Raw genomic sequence first — 16,998 nt, 5'->3', positions numbered from 1 at the left:
CGCCTACTCAACGGGTTGCGTCCAGGGATTGCAAGCGACAAGGTGTGCACTACTCACAAGTTGCGGAAACTGTCGGAAGGAGGGGCGCGTGGCTCGCGAACGATCCGGTCGGACCGTCGCGCACCTCGTGCTCGCCACCCGGCTCAAGGTCCTCCGCGAGGCCGCCGGGCTTTCGCTCAAGCAAGCCGCGTCGGCCCTCGGCGCGCACCCCGCCACGGTCCGCCGGATCGAGCAGGCCCAGACGTCCCTGGACGTGGGTCAGGTGTCCGTGCTCCTCGCGGCGTACGGGGCGGCGCGGGCGGAGACCGAGGAGTTCCTGGGCAAGTTGGCGAGTGCCAACGCCCCGGGGTGGTGGCACCCCTGGCGCGCCGTGATGGACCCGTGGCAGCTCGACCTGATGAGCGTGGAGTCCGCGGCCGGAATCGTGCGCACGTGGGAGCCCGCACTCGTTCCGGCTCTGCTGCGCACGCCGTCCTACGCACGCGCCGTCGACGACGTGCTGCGCCCGGACCTGTCCCCCGCGGCCAAGGACCGCAGAACCGATCTGCTGGTCCAGCGCCAGGAGCGGCTGCGCACCCAGCAGACCCGCATCTGGGCCGTGATGTCGGCCGCGGCCCTGCACACCCGCGTCGGCGTGCCGGGGGTGATGGCCGAGCAGCTGGAGGTGTTGCGCGCCACGGCCGAGCGGCCGGACGTCACGCTGCAGATCCACCCGCTGGACGGGCCCCCGCACGCGCTGACCGGCAAACCGCCGCTGACCCTGTTCCGCGTCGAGGTGCCGGAGATCTCCGACCACGTGGTCAGGGAGGGCGGCCTGGCCGGCACCGCCGACGTCTGGGACGCGCCCGACACGGTGACGGCCTACCGTCTGCTCCTCGACTACTCCTGCGCGACCGCACTCCACCCCGACAAGTCGAAAGAGGTACTGGACCTGTCATGACCGAACCGATGAGGCTCCCCCCGCGGTTGGACGAGATCGACAAGTCCGTCGCCCACAGCGCGCGCGTGTGGAACTACTGGCTGGGCGGCAAGGACTGGTACGAGGCCGACAGGGCCGCCGGTGACGCCTACCGCGACAAGTACCCCCTGATCGAGCCGTTCGCCCAGGAGTCACGGGGCTTCTTGGTGCGCACCGTCACCTGGCTGGCCAAGGAGGCCGGGATCCGCCAGTTCCTGGACGTGGGCGCGGGCCTGCCCACGGCCAACAACACCCACGAGGTGGCCCAGCGCATCGCCCCGGAGAGCCGGGTGGTGTACGTCGACCACGACCCGCTCGTGCTCCTGCACGTCCAGGCGATGGGCAAGAGCACCCCCGAGGGGGCCATGGACTACGTGCTCGCGGACATGCGCGACACGGATGCGGTGCTCACGGGCACGGCCAAGACGCTGGACATGACCCGGCCCGTCGCCCTGGTGATCAACGACGTCCTCGGGCACATCGTGGACTGGGAGGAGGCCCTGGGCCTGGTGCGGCGCCTGGTGGCCCGGCTGCCCTCGGGGAGCTATGTGTCCCTGAGCCACTCCACGGCGTCGGACGACAGGCACCGCGAGGTGCAGGAGGAGTACAACAACTCGGGCGCGATTCCGTACGTCTTCCGTGAGCCGGAGGTGACCGTCGCGTTCTTCGAGGGCCTGGAGATGGTCGAGCCCGGCTATGTGTCCTGGCCCCACTGGCGGCCCGATGCGACCACCGGCACCCTCACCGCGCGAGCGGGCTGGGGTGGCGTCGCGCGGATACCGTGACGACGCGCGGCACGGGCCGTGAGCCGCACCCCGCACGGTCCCCGGCCCCGTCCGCCGTGGAGCACGCGCAGGTGGTGCGGCGGCTGACGCGCGCGGCGGCCCGTTCCGGCGCGCTCCTCGTCGCCGAGGTCGCCGCCCTGGCCGAGGGCTGGGCGGCGCTCGTGGACCCGGCGGCCGGCATCGTGCACGCCACGCCGGACTCGGCGGGGCCCACGGCGCTGCGGGCCGCCGGTCACCCCCAGGCGCACCCGCACGTGACCGTCCATCAGGTGCCGGGGGCGCAGGGCACCGTCCTTGTGGTCTGCCCCGGCGTGGCGGCGGCCCCGCCCCTGACGGCGCTCGTCACGCAGTGCGCCGTCGACCTGCTGCGTCTGCGGGCCCGGCACGCGGAGGAGACGCGCGGCGCCGAGCAGCGCGTGCACACCGCGGTGCTGCGGCTGCTGCTGCGCGGCCAGCACCGGCTCGCCGCCGAGGTCCTCGGCGGGGAGACCGCCACGCACGCCACCGTGTACCGCCTCACCGGGCGGGCCCTGCACACCGCCCACCACGCGCTGTGGCGGGCGACGCAGCCCGACCTGTCGAACGGCACCCGCACGCTGGTCAGTCTGGACGGGGCGGAGCTGACCGTCGTCGCCCTGCACGGCGCCCGCGACCTGCCCCGGGCCGACGCCGGCCACCCGACGCTCTCCCTCGTCGCGCGCGTCGCCGACCGGCACCAGCTGACCGGGGGTGCGGCGGCCCCCGCGCCCCTGGACATGTTCGTCACCGCGTGGGCCGAGGCGGGGAGCACCCGCAACAGCACCTCCATCGGCCGCCTCACCTCGGTGACCGGCCTGGGGGCGCACGGGCTGCTCCACGTGATACCGACGGACCGCCTCGTCACCTGGTCCGCGGCCGTGCTCCAGCCGCTCGACGGCAGGGAGCGGCGCACCCTGGAGGCCTGGCTGCGCTCGGGCTCCGCGCAGGCCGCAGCCCCCGCGCTCGACGTGTCCGAGGGCACGGTCCGCTCGCGGCTGCGCGGCATCGGCGTCCTGCTCGCGGTCGACCTCGACCACCCCACCGTGCAGGCGCAGTCGCTGCTCGCGCTGCGCGCCCCGGCCTCCCCCGTCCCGGCCGCGGCGGCGCAGCCCCTGCTGCCGAGCCCGCCGTTGCCCGCCGCCCTGCTCAGCGCCGAGCGGGCGGGGCGCTGGGCGTCCGGGCTGCTCCAGCCGCTCGACCCGCGGCTGCGCATCGCGCTGCGCTGCTGGCTCGCGCACCGCGGCCGCACCGCGCCCGCCGCCACCGAACTGGCCCTGCACCGGACCACCCTCAGCACCTGGCTGAGCGAGTGCGGCCGCCTCCTGGACCTGGACCTGTCGTCCGCGACCGTCCGGGCGGAGCTGCACCTGGCCGTGGAGACGGCCGCGACCACCGACGACGTACCGGCGGCGCTGCCGCGCCGGGGCGGCCGGACGTACCGCGAGCCGGGGCGGTAACCGCCGCGCACCCGCCGTACCGGCGTCCCCGGCGGTAACAGAATTCGCCACGATGCTTCTCCTGGTTCACACGGGGCTGGTGGGCTGACCGCGCCCACATCACCCATCACAGGAGGCGCGCGTGAATCTCGTCGTCAACGGCGACGCGGAGAGCGGGGCGGGCGGCAGCGCCGACCCCGTCACCACCGTCCGCGGCTGGAAGGTCGTCCAAGGAGCCCCGGCACTCGTCCCGTACAGCCTGGGCGGCGGCTATCCGACGCCGTCGGACCCCGGCCCCGCGCGGCGCGGCAGCCGCTTCTTCTCGGGCGGCAACAGCCCGCGCACCGCCCTGGTGCAGGACGTCACCCTGCCCAGGAGCGGGCCGACCGGACGCAGGGCCGTCGACGCGGGCGAGGTGCGCTACGCCGTGACCGCCTGGCTCGGCGGCTACGCGGGCCAGGAGGACGGTGCCCGCCTCTCCGTGGAGTTCCGCGACGCCCAGGGCACCCCGGTGGCCCTCAGCGTGCTCGGTCCTGTGGGCGCCGCCGAACGCGACGGCCGTACGGCGCTGCTCGAACGCGCGGCGGCGGCCCAGGTGCCGCCCGGCGCGCGCACCGCGCGGGTCCTGCTGGTGTTCACGCGCAGTGGCGGCGGCACCTCCAACGACGGCTACGCCGACGCCGTCTCCCTCACCCTCGAGCCCACCGGAGGCCGCTGATGACCGTGAACCGCCGTGACCTCCTCAAGGCCGCCGCGGCCGCCGGCGCGCTCAACCTCGCCTGGCCGCTCGCCCCTGGCCTCACCCCCGCACAGGCCCGCGAGGCCGCCGAGCGGCTCGGCGCCGAGTACGACCGCGCGCCGTTCACCCTCGGCGTCGCCTCCGGTGATCCGCAGCCGCACTCGGTGCTCCTGTGGACCAGACTCGCGCCCGAGCCGCTGGCCGCCGAGCAGCAGCTCCCCGAGGTCGTCGAGGTCGAGTGGGTCGTCGCCAAGGACGCCCGCCTGCGCCACGTCGTCGCGCGGGGAACGGCTCCGGCGTCGGCGACGCTCGGGCACAGCGTGCACGTGCCGGTGAGCGGGCTCGCCCCGGGCCGCCCCTACTGGTACGCGTTCAAGGCGCTCGGCAGGACCAGCCGGGTAGGCCGGACGCGGACCGCGCCGCGCGGCCGGGTCAAGAAGGTGACCTTCGCCGCCGCCAACTGCCAGGCGTTCCACGACGGCTTCTACGCCGCGCACCGCGGCATCGCCCGCGAGAACGTCGACTTCGTGGTCCACCTCGGCGACTACATCTACGAGCACGGCCAGGTCGGCGGCGTACCGGAGAAGCACGTGCGCGACCACGACGGGCCGGAGGTCCTCACGCTCGCCGACTACCGCAAGCGGCACGCCCTGTACAAGGGCGACAAGTCGCTGCGCGAGGCGCACGCCGCGCACCCGTGGTTCCTGACGTGGGACGACCACGAGGTCGTCAACGACTACAGCGGCACCGGGGGCGGCGCGGCGTTCATGCGGCGCCGCGCGGCCGCGTACCAGGCGTGGTTCGAGCACATGCCGCACCGCGACTCCTTCGGCGGGTCCGCCCTGCCGGACCCGGAGATCCACCGGGTGCGCCGCTGGGGCGACCTGCTCGAACTCACCGTCCTCGATTTGCGGTCGTACCGCTCGGCGCAGAACCTGCCGGACGGCACGATCCTCGGCGCCGAGCAGAAGGCGTGGCTGAAGAAGACCGTGGACAGGGCTCCGGACTCCTGGCACGTGTGGGCCAACTCGATCATGCTGAGCCAGCTGCGCGGCAGGCCCGGCGGCTCGTACATGTTCACCGACCAGTGGGACGGCTTCCTCGCCGAGCGCAAGGAGGTCCTCCAGCACGTGCACGGCAGCGGCCTCGAGGACCTGGTGGTCATCACCGGCGACTGGCACTCGGCGTTCGTCGACGACATCCGCACCGACTTCGACGCGCCCGACTCCCCCTTGGTCGGCACGGAGTTCACCGCGCACTCGGTGACGTCGGGCGCGTACTCCCCGGAGTGGAACGCCGCCAACGGCCCCGTGATGGGCAAGGCCAACCCGCACCTGAAGTACTTCGAGGGCAACCGGTACGGCTACGACGTGTACGAGGTGACTCCGGAGCGCTTCAGCACCCACATGCGGGTGATCGGCGACCGCCGCGACCCGCGCTCCCCCGTCACCACGCTGACCACGTTCCACGTGGACCGGGGCAAGGCGGGGTCGTACGAGGACGACGCCACGAAGGCATCACCCGCGCAGTACCGCAGGGACACGGCGGGTTAACGTCCACATGCTTCTTGAGCTGCGGGTACGTGTGACTCGTTCCATGTGGGTGCACATCGCGTGCACATGAACCCGATGGCAGCAGCTCCTGATGCATGAGGACACAACAATGGGAGGACGTGGTGCGGCGTGCACGACTCCAGGTGTTCCACCACCTCTTACGTCCACGCGTGTGCGCCACCCACCTCCAGCTAGCTGATGTGGTACGGGCTCCTGGCGCGCCTGCCCACAGGTACGTCGAACGGCGTCAGCGCGCTTACCCATGGCGGTTCCACCTCCTCCTCTCGGCCCGAGGCACCAGCGCGGCCTCCGGAAGCCCGGGAGGAGGAGGCACACCGTACAGCTCCTCGAACGAAGCCGGCGCGTTCTCCCAGTCCACCTCCCACACCAGATATCCGTAAGTGTCCAGCGTCTCCCCTAAGTGCGCATGCCGCATGCGGGCTTGAACCTTGCGCGGCTCCATACCTGAGGAAATGAGCACGGCGTCGACGAAGTGCCGTAGATCGCGAAACGTGGCCTCGGCCGGAACCGCCACGCCCCGCGCATGGGCCCTTTCTTTCGCCACGGCGAAGGCATAATTGAGCGAACTCTGCTGGACAGGGTTCCCGAACTTGGTGATAGTCACCAATTCGTCGTAATCCGGCGGTAAGGGCGGTGATCCCGCCCTCTCCCGCTTTCGTAACACGGCAGCAGACATTGGTTCCCGCCACCGTGCGATGTGCTCCCAATACTTCTCCATCAGGAACGAACCGACAGGGAGCGAGGCCTTACTGGCGGCCGTCTTCAAAGGCGCCGCCTTTCTCTGCTGCCGCTGTTCCTCCACTGCCTGCCTCCCAGGGACAGCCTCCATATCCGAGCGGCGAACGCCGGCGGCCTCCATGGAACGCAACGCCTGAAGCGATCCGAACCACGTCATCAGCTCGTAGTGGGGGATGATTGCCTCGGACAGAGCGACTACGTACTTCCATGTCAGGCGCGTCTCCCGGCCGACTCCCTGGGGAAGGCGAAGCCCTGCTACCGGGTTCCCTTCGAGGTAGCCGTCCTCCACAGCCATTGACAACATCACGGACAGCGCCTTCTTCACTGCCCCACGTGTCGTGTCCGGCATCCCATTCTTCTTTAGCGAGGCCAGGAAATCCCGGTACTCGCCGCGCTTCACGTCGCCTACCGGCCGATTGCCCAACGCGGGAACGACCCGACCCCGCAGCCGACGCTTGTACGTGTCGATCGTGCCTGGGCGCCCTTCGTGCCGGGACAGAAACGTCTCCACGTAGTCGCTGATGGCAGGCGTCGTGCTCCGTGGCGAGCCACGGCCGCGGTAGGGGAAGGGGTCCCTCCCCTCCTCGACGGCAGCGCGTTGGCTGCGCTGGTACGAGCGGGCGGCCTGCTTCCTGTTGGCGGGGAAGTTTCTGGACCGCTGTCGGCCGTCCTTGTCCCGCCAGCGTGCCTGCCACCGGTTAGCGCAGCCGTGCTCGGCCCTCGGTACCAAGCCGGGGTGCTCGAGGCACTCCGGCTCGCCTCGTCGCGGTCGCGCCTTGTGCCAGCGGTCGTACGGTTCCTCTGTCGACATGGCGATCTCCTCATGCTCGCTCGTGGTGTCTCAGAAGTCGGTGTCTCTCAGCACTCGCGCTGCCTCGCTGCGACGCATCGGTTGACATCCGATTCGCGGTAGCGCAACGCCCGGCCACCCAGGCGGAGCGGCTCGGGTCCGCGCCGCTCCACCTCCCACGTGCTCGCCCAGTTGTAGAGCGTCTTGCGCGAGACGCGGAGGCGGTCGGCCGCCTCTTGAGCCGTCAGCCAGCGCTCATGCGTGGAAGGCTTTCTCGGCATCAGCGGGCCTCCTGCGCCGTGGCCCCCACCGCTGAGAGCGGGCGGATGAACAAGGTCACGACGGCGTGCTTCTGCACCGGGACCTGGCACAGGGTGAGCTCGTCGAGCCGGAGCAGGCCCGCGCGGCGAGCGACCGGTGCAAGGGGGCTGCGGATCGTCGCCGCGCAGCCGTCCAGGCTGTCACCGTGGGTGATGAAGGCGAGCAGGCCGACGGGGCCGAGAAGCACGGCCCAGGGGACATCCCCTACCCAGTCGGCCGACCGAACGTCAACGCACGCGATCACTGTGTCGAAGGGAGGGACAGTCTCGCTGAGCTTCGTCCCGCCCTGCGAAGTCCGGTAGTGGACTGATCGCTGTTCAGGGTGCGGCGGCTCCGGTCCGGATGCGGACTCCGCGGCCGCTCCTTGCCCCTCGCCGAGCGGTTCGAGCTGACCGACGGAGCGAAGCACTCGTACGGTGATCGTCCGTACCAGTCCTGACACGGACTCGGCCGCCGCCAAGGCGGCGCCTGCTGCATGGCAGGCTTCACTTCCCTCAGCCGCGAGCACGAGCACACGCTCGCGGGGCTGGCAGTAGTACGCGATGACGTTGAGGACGGCGTGGGTCAGCCAGTCGACGTCGTCCCGGTCGGCTCCGGGGTGGTGGGGATGCGGCATTTCCGGTTCCTCTTGTCCTTTGGTGCGAGGTGCTCGGTCGCTTCAAGAGGCCGGAATTCCGAGAGATTTTCGACATCGGTCGGTGCGGCCGTGATGCAGGGCTCTGTGGCGTCACCGCGCCCGCGATCAGTGGGCCAGCCCTTAACTCACCACTAAAGCGCTGGTCAGGTGCTACTACGGCATCGCTAAAGCACACCTAGGTACCGGTGTCACGCGCACCGGTCACACGCGGCCTGGCGCGGCCAATGTGACGTGAGGGGGCTACGCAGAGCGTCGACGTAGACCTTTAGGCGCTAGCTGGCCGCTTCTTGGCGGCGATCGTGCCTCCTGGGGCCGTCGTGACAAGCCCTAGCTCCCGAAGGAGGCGCCGCCATGCCATGCGCCAGGCGCCGCGACCGCCATGCCGACGCGCCCGCCAGTGGGGGAACGCTGCCCTTAGATGTCGCCCGGAGCAGTTTCGTCCTGCTGGTGAACGGGCCGAATCCACTGTCCCTCGACTGTCGTGGGCTCGACGGTCTGCCTTGCCGCTGTGTGCCCCTGGACGAACTGCTGGACCGGTTGCTTCACGGCCGCTGCCCGCAGCGCGTGAAGGACGTCGTCTGGTCCATGCTCGTGGAGCGATCCCGCGCCTTCGGAGCAACCTGGACCTTGGCCTGTGTCGGGATGGCCCTGCCCGCCCTCGCAGGGGTCGCCACGCGGCTGACGACGCGGTACTCGGGGGATCCGTCCGACGTGCACGCCGAGGTGCTCGCGGGATTTCTGGGGGCGCTGGGCACGATCGACTTGGGCCGGCCGCGCATCGTCGTCAGGCTCAAGTGGGCGGCGTACCGGCGGGGGTTCGCCGCGCTGGCGGAGGCACTTGACGCGCCCACTCCGGTGGGCCCCAATGGGTACGAGTCCGCTCCGCCGCAGGCGCCCTGGGGCCATCCCGACCTCGTGCTGGCGAGCGCGGTCCACGCGGGAGTCCTGAGCCGGACCGAGGCGGACCTGATCGGCAGTACGCGGCTGGACGAGCAGTCCGTCAGCGACTGGGCCGGGGAGCACAGCCTCACCCTGGCGTCCGTCTACAAGACCCGGCGTCGGGCGGAACACCGACTGGTCGCGTTCCTGCAGGACGGATTCCGGACTGCCGACTCGGAGGGCCCCGTAGCGCGTACAGCGCCGGTGAATCTCCCTCGCTCGGCGACTCCAAGTCGGCGTCGTCGCCGGGCGCCTCGATCGTCACTCTCCGTACCACCCTCGGCCGGTTGTCCAAAGGTGCCACCTGAGCCGGTCTCTTCGGGTGCAGGAACTCCCACACAAACCTCCATGCCTGCCCGCACCGTTGGAGATGCCTGAGATGCACGAGAAGCCTTCCAGCCCAGCACGGAAGTGGCGCCGGCACCGTCCATCGACCCACCTTCCCCAGTCCCGCCCGTGCATCAGGCGGGACGGACGCCGCGTTCCCCGGTGGGCGCTGCTCCTCGCGCTGTGCACTGCAGTGTCCGTGCTCAGTGCCTCCTCGGCGCACGCGGTGGATGGTGGGGGCGTCCTGGCCCTGGCCAAGTCCGTCAACGAGGTGCTCGACAACATCCGCAACTGGATCATGGGGGTGCTCGCCGGTCTCGCCACCGTCTTCCTGACCATCGGGGGCGTCGTCTACCTCATGGCCGGCGGCGACCCGGGTGAAGTGCAAAGGGCGAAGACCGCGTTCAAGAGCGCGGGTTGGGGCTACGGGCTCGCCGCGCTCGCGCCCCTCGTCGTGGAAATCCTCAAAGGGATCGTCGGGGCGTGAGACCCATGGTCTTCAGTGTCACAGCCCATCGGTCGCGCCGCCCGTGGCGAAGGCGGGCTGCGGTCGCCTGCGTCCTGCTGGTCGCGCTGGTGGTTCTACACGCGCAGGGAGCCGATTCTTCGTCAGAGCGGGCCAGCGCCATCAGCTCCTCGGTGTCCGTGGCAGCGCCGGTCGCCGAGCCATCGCCGTGTGCGCCCGACGCCTGCGCTCCGCAGGCCGATACCGCTCCGCTCACGCCCGCTGCCGTGCCGGAGGAGGTGACGGCGGCGGTGGCGGATCAGGCGCCCACGGGCATCGTCGACTGGGTCGCGAAAGGCGTCACCGCGGCCATCAACGCCTTCTTCAAGGGGCTCGTGAGCGCCGCCCTCAACCCTCTCTTGAAGCTCATCGGCGACACGCTGCTCACCACCCCCACGCCAGACTCCGTGCCCCGAGTCGGTGATCTGTGGGCAGACTCCTGGCAGATCACGCTCGCCTCGTACGGGCTGCTGGTCATGGTGGCCGGAGTCCTGCTGATGGGGCACCAAACCGTTCAGACCCGCTATTCGCTCCGCGAGTTGGGGCCTCGGATCCCGCTGGGATTCCTCGCCGCCGCGCTGTCCCTCTCCCTGGCCACCAAGGCCGTGGAGCTGGCCAACGCCCTGTCCATGGCCGTGCTGGGGCCCGGTCTCGACGAGGACGCCGCGGGCACGGCGCTGCAGGACTTCGTCCTCAGCAGCTTCGCGTCCGACAGCAGCATCTTCATCATCCTGATGCTCGGCGTGATCGCCGTCGTCCTAGTGGCGCTGCTGGTGTCGTACATCGTGCGGGTCGCCCTGACGATTCTCCTGATCGCCGGTGCCCCGCTGGCGCTGATGTGCCACGCCCTTCCGCAGACGGACGGCGTCGCCCGCTGGTGGTGGCGGGCCTTCGCCGGGCTCCTGGCGATTCAGGTCGCCCAGTCGATGGCTCTGGTGGTGGGGATACGGGTGTTCCTGACGCCGGGGAACTTCAGTCCGTTCGGCCGCGAGCAGAGCGACCTGGTCAGTGTCCTCGTCTCGCTGGCGCTGATGTACATCCTTTTCAAGATCCCCTTCTGGATCCTGAGTTCGGTGCGGGTCGGCCACGGGAGGTCGTTCGCCGGGCGGGTTGTCCGCGCCGTGGTCATGTACAAGACGTTCGGGCTGCTGCGCGGCAGGCCCGGACGGGCAGCCGCTGGCCATGCCGGTCGGGGTGGCCGGGGAGGGCCTGGCGGCGCCGCTCGGAACCGGCGGGCCGTAGCGCCAGCAGCACCGGCTGTACGTCCGCGACAGGGCGCTGCGGGGGCTCCCCAGCGAGGCGGTCGAGTCCCAGCGGGGCCGCTGCGGCCGCCAGGACCGCCGTTGTTCCTCACACCCAACCAGCCTTCACCTGGCCAGGCCGCGCCCGGGCACGGGCCCGCCGTGGGGCGTGCCCCTGGCCCTCCGCCCATGCCCGTCTTCCTAGCACCAGGTGGGCAGCCGGGAATGCCTCCCGCGCCTGCGCCGCCCCCTCCCGCGCCCACGGTTCCGGCATTCCGACCTCCGGCTCCCCCCTCGACGGCAGCCACGCGACCGCTGTCCCGCCCCGCGCAGGCCCCGACTGTGCCGCTGTTCCAGGAACCGTGGCCTCAGCCGCCGCCCTCCCGCCCTCGCCCGGCTGCTCGCCCGCCCGCACCCACCACGTTCCGCGCGCCCCCGCCCGGCGGCAGAACACCTCCGCGAACCGCCCCACCCCGTCCACGAGGTGATCACCGATGACCCGACCGGTACGCATCCCCGCGGACGTCGAGCGCGAGGACACCGTCCTTGCGAACCTCAACGCCCACCAGCTGCTCATCCTCGCCATCACCGGCACCGCTCTCTACGGCTTCTGGTCGCTCACCAAGGATCTGCTGCCGCTGCCGGTCTTCTTCCTCGTGGCCCTTCCTGTCAGCGGCACAGCTCTGCTGCTCGCCCTCGGCACCCGGGACGGGCTGTCCCTGGACCGCCTCGCGCTGGCCGCCCTACGCCAACGGCTGGAGGCTCGTCGCCTGATCTCCGCTCCTGAAGGCGTCCACGCGCCGCCAGCATGGCTCCTCGATCGCGCGACCGACGAGTCCGGCAAGAGTGTGGGGCGTACGGCCGCCCCGCCGGCGCTCCTTCGCCTCCCTGCCGAAGCCGTATCCGAGACAGGGGTGGTCGACCTCGGCTCGGATGGTGTCGCGGCGATCGCCGTGTGCAGCACGATCAACTTCGCGCTGCGTACTCCCGCCGAGCAGGAGTCCCTCGTCAGCGCCTTCGGCCGCTACCTGCACTCGCTCACCGCGCCGGTGCAGATCCTCGCCAGGGCCGAACGCCTCGATCTGTCCGCGCAGGTCCGCGAGTTGCGTGAGTACGCCGCGGGCCTGCCGCATCCCGCCCTGGGGAGCGCCGCCCGCGAGCACGCAGATTTCGTCGAGACGTTGGGGCAGGACAGCGATCTCCTTCGCCGCCAGGTACTGCTGGTTCTGCGAGAGCCGGTCCACGCCACGGATCGTTCCGGAGGGCCGGGCAGAGCCTTGCCACTCCTTCCCTGGAAGGTCAAGCGGGGCTCCTCCGCAGTGAGGCCGGTCGCCCGTCGTATGGCCGAGGCTCGTCTGCTCCGTCGCCTGAGCGAGGCCGCCGAACTACTCGGTCCCATGGGAATCACCGTGACCGCATTGGACGCCGGGCAGTCCACCGCCGTCCTCACCGCGGCCTGCAATCCGGACTGCCTGGTCCCGCCGTCGTCCGCCCTGGCCGGGGCCGACGAGGTCATCTCCAGCGCCACGACCGCTGACGCCACCTGGGCCGAAGACGGCACCCGTGCGCAGGGAGTCGAGCCGTATGAAGCGCCGTGACCGCCGCCTGACCGCGCCCGCCGCCACCGACGAGCGACTCGACGCGACGCGAGTGGTCGGGGGCTCCTTCGCTCCCGACGCACTGGTGGTGGCCCCTCGGCACCTCGAAGTCGGCAGCGAATGGATAGCTTCCTTCGCCGTGTCCGGCTACCCCCGGGAGGTCCATCCCGGATGGCTCCAGCCGCTACTGACGTGTCCGGGACGGGTGGACGTCTCCTTGCACGTCGAGCCGATCGACCCGGTGACCGCGGCCAACCGGCTCAAGCGGCAGCTGGCCCGCCTGGAGTCCGGCCGCCGCTACACCCAGGACAAGGGACGGCTGCTCGATCCGCAGGTCGAAGCGGCCACCGAGGACGCCTACGACCTCTCCGCCCGCGTCGCCCGCGGCGAGGGCAAGCTCTACCGGCTCGGCCTCTACCTCACCGTCCACGCCCGCACCCAGGAGGAACTGGCCGACGAAGTGGCGTCGGTCCGCTCGCTGGCAGCCAGTCTCCTGCTGGACGCCAAGCCCGCCAGCTACCGCAGCCTCCAGGGCTGGATCACCTGCCTGCCGATGGGCCTGGACCTGCTGAAACTGCGTCGCACGTTCGACACGAGCGCGCTCGCCGCCGCCTTCCCCTTCACCAGCCCCGACCTGCCGCCGGCCGACCCGACGTCCGTCGCCGCGCCGTCCGGGGTGCTGTACGGGTACAACATCGGGTCCCAGGGGCTCGTGCACTGGGACCGCTTCGCCCAGGACAACCACAACTCGGTCATCCTCGGCCGCTCCGGCGCGGGCAAGTCCTACCTGGTCAAGCTGGAGCTGCTGCGCTCGCTGTACCGCGGCACCGAGGTCCATGTGGTCGACCCCGAGGACGAGTACGCCCGCCTTGCCGATACCGTCGGCGGCTCCTACGTCCACCTCGGTGCCGAGAACGTACGCCTCAACCCCTTCGACCTGCCCCTGCACACCCGCCCCGACGGCCGCCGCACCGCACCCAAGGACACGCTCGTACGACGCTCGCTGTTCCTGCACACCGTCATCGGCGTGCTGCTCGGCGGGCAGCTCGGACCCGATGAGCGGGCAGTCCTGGACCGCGCGATCGTGACCACGTACCAGCAAGCCGGAATCACGGCGGACCCTCGGACGTGGACCTGCCCGGCCCCCTTGCTAGGCGACTTGGTCGACGTACTCGAACACTCCGCGGACACCGGGGCGGCTCAATTAGCGGTACGGCTGGACCCCTTCGTCCGCGGCGCCTTCTCCGGTCTGTTCGACGGTCCGTCGACCAGCCGTCCAGAAGGCCACCTCGTGGTCTTCTCGCTGCGGGACCTGGCCGACGAGCTCAAGGCCATCGGCACCCTGCTCACCCTGGACGCCGTATGGCGGCACGTGTCCAACCCTGCGCTACGCCGCCCTCGCCTGGTGGCCGTGGACGAGGCGTGGCTGCTGATGCGAGAGCGGTCCGGTGCCGACTTCCTGTTCCGGATGGCCAAGGCCAGCCGCAAGCACTGGGCCGGGCTGACCGTGGCCACCCAGGACACCGCCGATGTCCTCGCCACGGACCTGGGCAAGGCCGTGGTGGCAAACGCCGCGTCCCAGGTCCTGCTGCGCCAGGCGCCTCAGGCCATCGACGAGATCGCCCACGCCTTCGACCTCTCCGACGGCGAGCGGCAGTTCCTCCTGACGGCCGACCGGGGCCAGGGGCTGCTCTGCGCGGGCCCGCAGCGAGTGGCCTTCCAGAGCATCGCTTCGCCCACGGAGCACTATCTGGTGACCTCGGACCCGGCCGAGCTCGCTGCGTACGCCGCGAACGAGACGGCGGACTCTCCCACGGCCCCCTATACCGACTTCGGTCCGGCGGTGGCCTCGCCCGAACTTGAGGTGACCGCCGACGGCCAGATCACTCTCGACTCGTTGTAGAGGCAGAAGCCATGTGCCCATCCCTCACCGCGCCGGTGTCGATCGCGCGCGGCGCCCCACTGCAGGAGTACCTGCGTGACCCGGGCGGCGCCCTGCACTCCGTCCTCGCGCAGCTCTCGGAGAAGCTCATCGCGTGGGGCCCGATCGCCGTCCCATCGGCCTTCGCCGTGCTGACCGCACTGCTCGCGGTCCGCTGGGAGTGGGGCCGCTGGCGTCACCGGAGGCTGGTCGACGGCGCGCGCGTCATCGAGCTGCTGCCGCCACCGTCAGTCGATCCGACGGGGGCGGCCGCCTTGTGGTCCCACCTCGTCGGGCTGCTCCGGCCGAGGTGGCGCAGGCTGCTCGCCGGGCAACCGCACCTGGCCTGGGAGTACGTCCTGCACCGGGAAGCTGTCCGTATCCAGCTGTGGGTACCGGGGGCGATACCGCCCGGGATGGTGGAACGGGCGGTCGAGGCAGCATGGCCCGGAGCCCTCACCCGCACCCGCCCGACCAGTTCCCCGCTGCGGCTCGGCACGAGCAGCGAAGCGGCCTGGGGCGAACTGCGGCTTGCCCGCCACGAGGCACTGCCCGTGCGCTCCGACTTTCCAGCTGACCCGCTGCGCGCCCTGCTGGGTGCCCCGGCCGGGCTGGGCGAAGGCGAGCAGGCCGTGGTGCAGATCCTGGCCCGCCCCGTCACGGGACACCGCGTGCAGAAGGCCCGCCGAGCGGCCCGGCACCTGCACCGCGGAGGATCGGCTCGCCCGGTCAGCCGCATGCTGGACGCGGTGCTCCCCGGCCCTCGTCCCCGGGCGACGTCGCCGGACCGACAGGCGGCACTCGAAGCGTCCGCCGAGAGCCGGGCGATCGTGGCCAAGCAACGCGGTGCCTCGTACGAGAGCCGTCTGCGTTACGCCGTCGTGGCCCACGTGTCCGCATCTGCGAGCGCCAAGGACCGCGGCCGTGTCCGCGACCGGCTGCGTGGCCACGCTCATGCCGTCGCGAGTGCGTACGCCCCGTACACCGAGCACAACTACTTCCGTCGGACCCGGCCATGCCGCGCCTTGGCCCGGCTCGCCGAGCGACGCCTCGGCAAGGGCGATCTCCTCTCCGTGCCGGAGCTGTCCGCACTCGCTCATCTCCCCTGGGACGACGCCGTGCCCGGCCTGCGACGCGCCGGGGCCCGCGCGGTGCCCCCGCCGCCTGGAGTCGCCTCGCCTGGCCCGAAGGCCAAACCCATCGGCCTCACCACGGCCGGAGGCGTGCGGCCGGTCGGCCTGGGAGTCGCCGACGCTCGCCAGCACCTCCACGTTCTCGGCGCCACCGGCTCGGGAAAGTCCGAACTGCTGGCACGCATGGTGCTCGCCGACGCCGAGGCGGGGCGCGGGCAGGTGGTGATCGACCCGAAGGGCGACCTGGTCACGGACGTCCTCATGCGGCTGCCGGAGCACCTGGGCGAGAAGGTCGTGCTCTTCGACGCGAACAGCAGGCACCGCCCGCCGGTCCTCAACCCGCTGGAGGGTGAGGACGCTACGCGGGCCGTGGACAACCTGGTCTCGATCTTCTCCCGGGTCTACGCCTCGTCCTGGGGCCCGCGAACCGACGACATCCTCCGTGCCGGGCTGCTCACCCTCCGCGTCCTGTCCAGCGCACCCTCCCTGGCCGACCTGCCCACCCTGCTGTCCGTCCCGGCATACCGGCAGCGCGCGGTGCGCCAGATCAACGACCCCGTGCTCCGCGGCTTCTGGTCCTGGTACGAGGACCTGTCCGTGACCGCGCGCGCCCACGTGACGGCTCCGCTGATGAACAAGCTGCGCGGCCTCCTGCTGCGCCCGTTCGTGCGTGAGGCGCTGGCAGGTGGGGCGTCGAGCGTCGACATGGACCAGGTCCTCGACGACGGCGGGATCTGCCTGGTCCGTATCGCCCGGGACCGGCTGGGAGCCGAGACCGCCCACCTCGTCGGCTCGGTCGTCGTCGCGCGCACCTGGCAGGCCACCACACACCGGGCCCGCGTCCCTCAGGGCAGCCGGCACGACGCCTCGCTCTACGTGGACGAGGCACACCACTTCCTCAACCTGCCCTACGCCTTGGAGGACATGCTCGCCGAGGCCCGCGGCTACCGGCTGTCGATGACACTGGCCCACCAGTACCTGCGCCAACTCCCCAAGGAACTCGAAGAAGGGGTCAGCGCCAACGCCCGTACCAAGATCTTCTTCAACGCTTCCCCGGAGGACGCCCGCCACCTCGCGCGGCACACCGAGCCGCGCCTGACCGCACACGACCTCTCCAACCTGGGCGCCTTCCATGCGGCGGTCCGCCCGGTCCTGCACGGCGCCGAAGCCCCGGCCTTCACCGTGGCCACCGAGAAGCTCCCGCCCCCGGTCCCCGGCCGCGCCCGACGGATCCGCGGCGCCGCACGCCACAACGCGCGGCCAGCAGCGGCACGGCCTTCTCTCCACAAGCCGGGACCGACAGCGGTCGACCCGCGCCGCACGCCATGACACCTGCGT

13 protein-coding genes are annotated in these 16,998 nt (G+C 71.4%); 10 read left to right on the top strand and 3 right to left on the bottom strand.

What is annotated here, in order from left to right; genetic code table 11:
* The first annotated feature begins 88 nt into the window (after nt 1-88).
* From AC5WAM_RS37685 to AC5WAM_RS37665, 5 genes are all read left to right on the top strand, one after another.
* On the top strand, nt 89-940 hold the full coding sequence (locus AC5WAM_RS37685; RefSeq protein ID WP_366792781.1) for a helix-turn-helix domain-containing protein: 852 nt from the start codon (nt 89-91) through the stop codon (nt 938-940).
* Entirely contained in the window at nt 937-1,743 is an 807-nt protein-coding gene (locus AC5WAM_RS37680) for an SAM-dependent methyltransferase (RefSeq protein ID WP_495520348.1), read from the top strand. The genes AC5WAM_RS37685 and AC5WAM_RS37680 overlap by 4 nt, the downstream gene beginning before the upstream one ends.
* Nucleotides 1,740-3,218 (top strand): helix-turn-helix domain-containing protein, encoded by a 1,479-nt coding sequence (locus AC5WAM_RS37675; protein ID WP_366792779.1) that lies wholly within the window; start codon nt 1,740-1,742, stop codon nt 3,216-3,218. The genes AC5WAM_RS37680 and AC5WAM_RS37675 overlap by 4 nt, the downstream gene beginning before the upstream one ends.
* A 121-nt stretch (nt 3,219-3,339) precedes the next feature.
* On the top strand, nt 3,340-3,915 hold the full coding sequence (locus tag AC5WAM_RS37670) for a phosphoesterase (RefSeq protein ID WP_495520347.1): 576 nt from the start codon (nt 3,340-3,342) through the stop codon (nt 3,913-3,915).
* The gene (locus AC5WAM_RS37665) at nt 3,915-5,489 is read left to right on the top strand and encodes an alkaline phosphatase D family protein (RefSeq protein WP_495520346.1); all 1,575 of its coding nucleotides are present in this window, start codon (nt 3,915-3,917) and stop codon (nt 5,487-5,489) included. Before AC5WAM_RS37670 ends, AC5WAM_RS37665 begins: the two co-directional genes overlap by 1 nt.
* Before the next feature lie 256 nt (nt 5,490-5,745).
* Here the strand turns inward: AC5WAM_RS37665 and AC5WAM_RS37660 are convergent, their stop codons facing one another.
* The 3 genes from AC5WAM_RS37660 to AC5WAM_RS37650 are packed head-to-tail and all read right to left on the bottom strand — an operon-like array spanning nt 5,746 to nt 7,975.
* Nucleotides 5,746-7,059 (bottom strand): site-specific integrase, encoded by a 1,314-nt coding sequence (locus AC5WAM_RS37660; protein WP_495520345.1) that lies wholly within the window; start codon nt 7,057-7,059, stop codon nt 5,746-5,748.
* Nucleotides 7,060-7,106: 47 nt separating this feature from the next.
* Nucleotides 7,107-7,319: a helix-turn-helix transcriptional regulator gene (locus tag AC5WAM_RS37655; protein WP_495520344.1), complete on the bottom strand. Its 213-nt coding sequence runs from the start codon at nt 7,317-7,319 to the stop codon at nt 7,107-7,109.
* Nucleotides 7,319-7,975, bottom strand: coding sequence for a hypothetical protein (locus AC5WAM_RS37650; protein WP_495520343.1), 657 nt, complete (start codon nt 7,973-7,975; stop codon nt 7,319-7,321). Before AC5WAM_RS37650 ends, AC5WAM_RS37655 begins: the two co-directional genes overlap by 1 nt.
* Nucleotides 7,976-9,461: 1,486 nt before the next feature.
* Here AC5WAM_RS37650 and AC5WAM_RS37645 point away from each other — a divergent pair.
* The 5 genes from AC5WAM_RS37645 to AC5WAM_RS37625 all read left to right on the top strand — a co-directional run bounded on the left by AC5WAM_RS37645 (nt 9,462) and on the right by AC5WAM_RS37625 (nt 16,989).
* Nucleotides 9,462-9,749 (top strand): pilin, encoded by a 288-nt coding sequence (locus tag AC5WAM_RS37645; RefSeq protein WP_495520342.1) that lies wholly within the window; start codon nt 9,462-9,464, stop codon nt 9,747-9,749.
* Between the two features lie 245 nt (nt 9,750-9,994).
* Nucleotides 9,995-11,506, top strand: coding sequence for a TrbL/VirB6 family protein (locus tag AC5WAM_RS37640; protein ID WP_495520341.1), 1,512 nt, complete (start codon nt 9,995-9,997; stop codon nt 11,504-11,506).
* Complete coding sequence (locus tag AC5WAM_RS37635) at nt 11,503-12,606, top strand: PrgI family protein (protein WP_495520340.1); 1,104 nt, start codon at nt 11,503-11,505, stop codon at nt 12,604-12,606. The genes AC5WAM_RS37640 and AC5WAM_RS37635 overlap by 4 nt, the downstream gene beginning before the upstream one ends.
* Nucleotides 12,593-14,509 carry a VirB4 family type IV secretion system protein gene (locus AC5WAM_RS37630; RefSeq protein WP_495520339.1) on the top strand — a complete coding sequence of 639 codons (1,917 nt, stop codon included), beginning with the start codon at nt 12,593-12,595 and terminating at the stop codon, nt 14,507-14,509. Before AC5WAM_RS37635 ends, AC5WAM_RS37630 begins: the two co-directional genes overlap by 14 nt.
* 11 nt (nt 14,510-14,520) lie before the next feature.
* Entirely contained in the window at nt 14,521-16,989 is a 2,469-nt protein-coding gene (locus tag AC5WAM_RS37625; protein WP_495520338.1) for a type IV secretory system conjugative DNA transfer family protein, read from the top strand.
* The last annotated feature ends 9 nt before the right edge of the window (nt 16,990-16,998 follow it).

The organism is Streptomyces sp. JLYT201, from assembly GCF_059448825.1.
This window is presented reverse-complemented; position numbering and strand designations above follow the sequence as displayed.

Excerpts from the sequence above, each read along its gene's own strand:
- AC5WAM_RS37680 (WP_495520348.1), top strand. The coding sequence starts at position 937 with ATGACCGAACCGATGAGGCTCCCCCCGCGGTTGGACGAGATCGACAAG.
- AC5WAM_RS37665 (WP_495520346.1), top strand. The coding sequence starts at position 3,915 with ATGACCGTGAACCGCCGTGACCTCCTCAAGGCCGCCGCGGCCGCCGGC.
- AC5WAM_RS37660 (WP_495520345.1), bottom strand. The coding sequence starts at position 7,059 with ATGTCGACAGAGGAACCGTACGACCGCTGGCACAAGGCGCGACCGCGA.
- AC5WAM_RS37655 (WP_495520344.1), bottom strand. The coding sequence starts at position 7,319 with ATGCCGAGAAAGCCTTCCACGCATGAGCGCTGGCTGACGGCTCAAGAG.
- AC5WAM_RS37650 (WP_495520343.1), bottom strand. The coding sequence starts at position 7,975 with ATGCCGCATCCCCACCACCCCGGAGCCGACCGGGACGACGTCGACTGG.
- AC5WAM_RS37635 (WP_495520340.1), top strand. The coding sequence starts at position 11,503 with ATGACCCGACCGGTACGCATCCCCGCGGACGTCGAGCGCGAGGACACC.
- AC5WAM_RS37630 (WP_495520339.1), top strand. The coding sequence starts at position 12,593 with ATGAAGCGCCGTGACCGCCGCCTGACCGCGCCCGCCGCCACCGACGAG.
- AC5WAM_RS37625 (WP_495520338.1), top strand. The coding sequence starts at position 14,521 with ATGTGCCCATCCCTCACCGCGCCGGTGTCGATCGCGCGCGGCGCCCCA.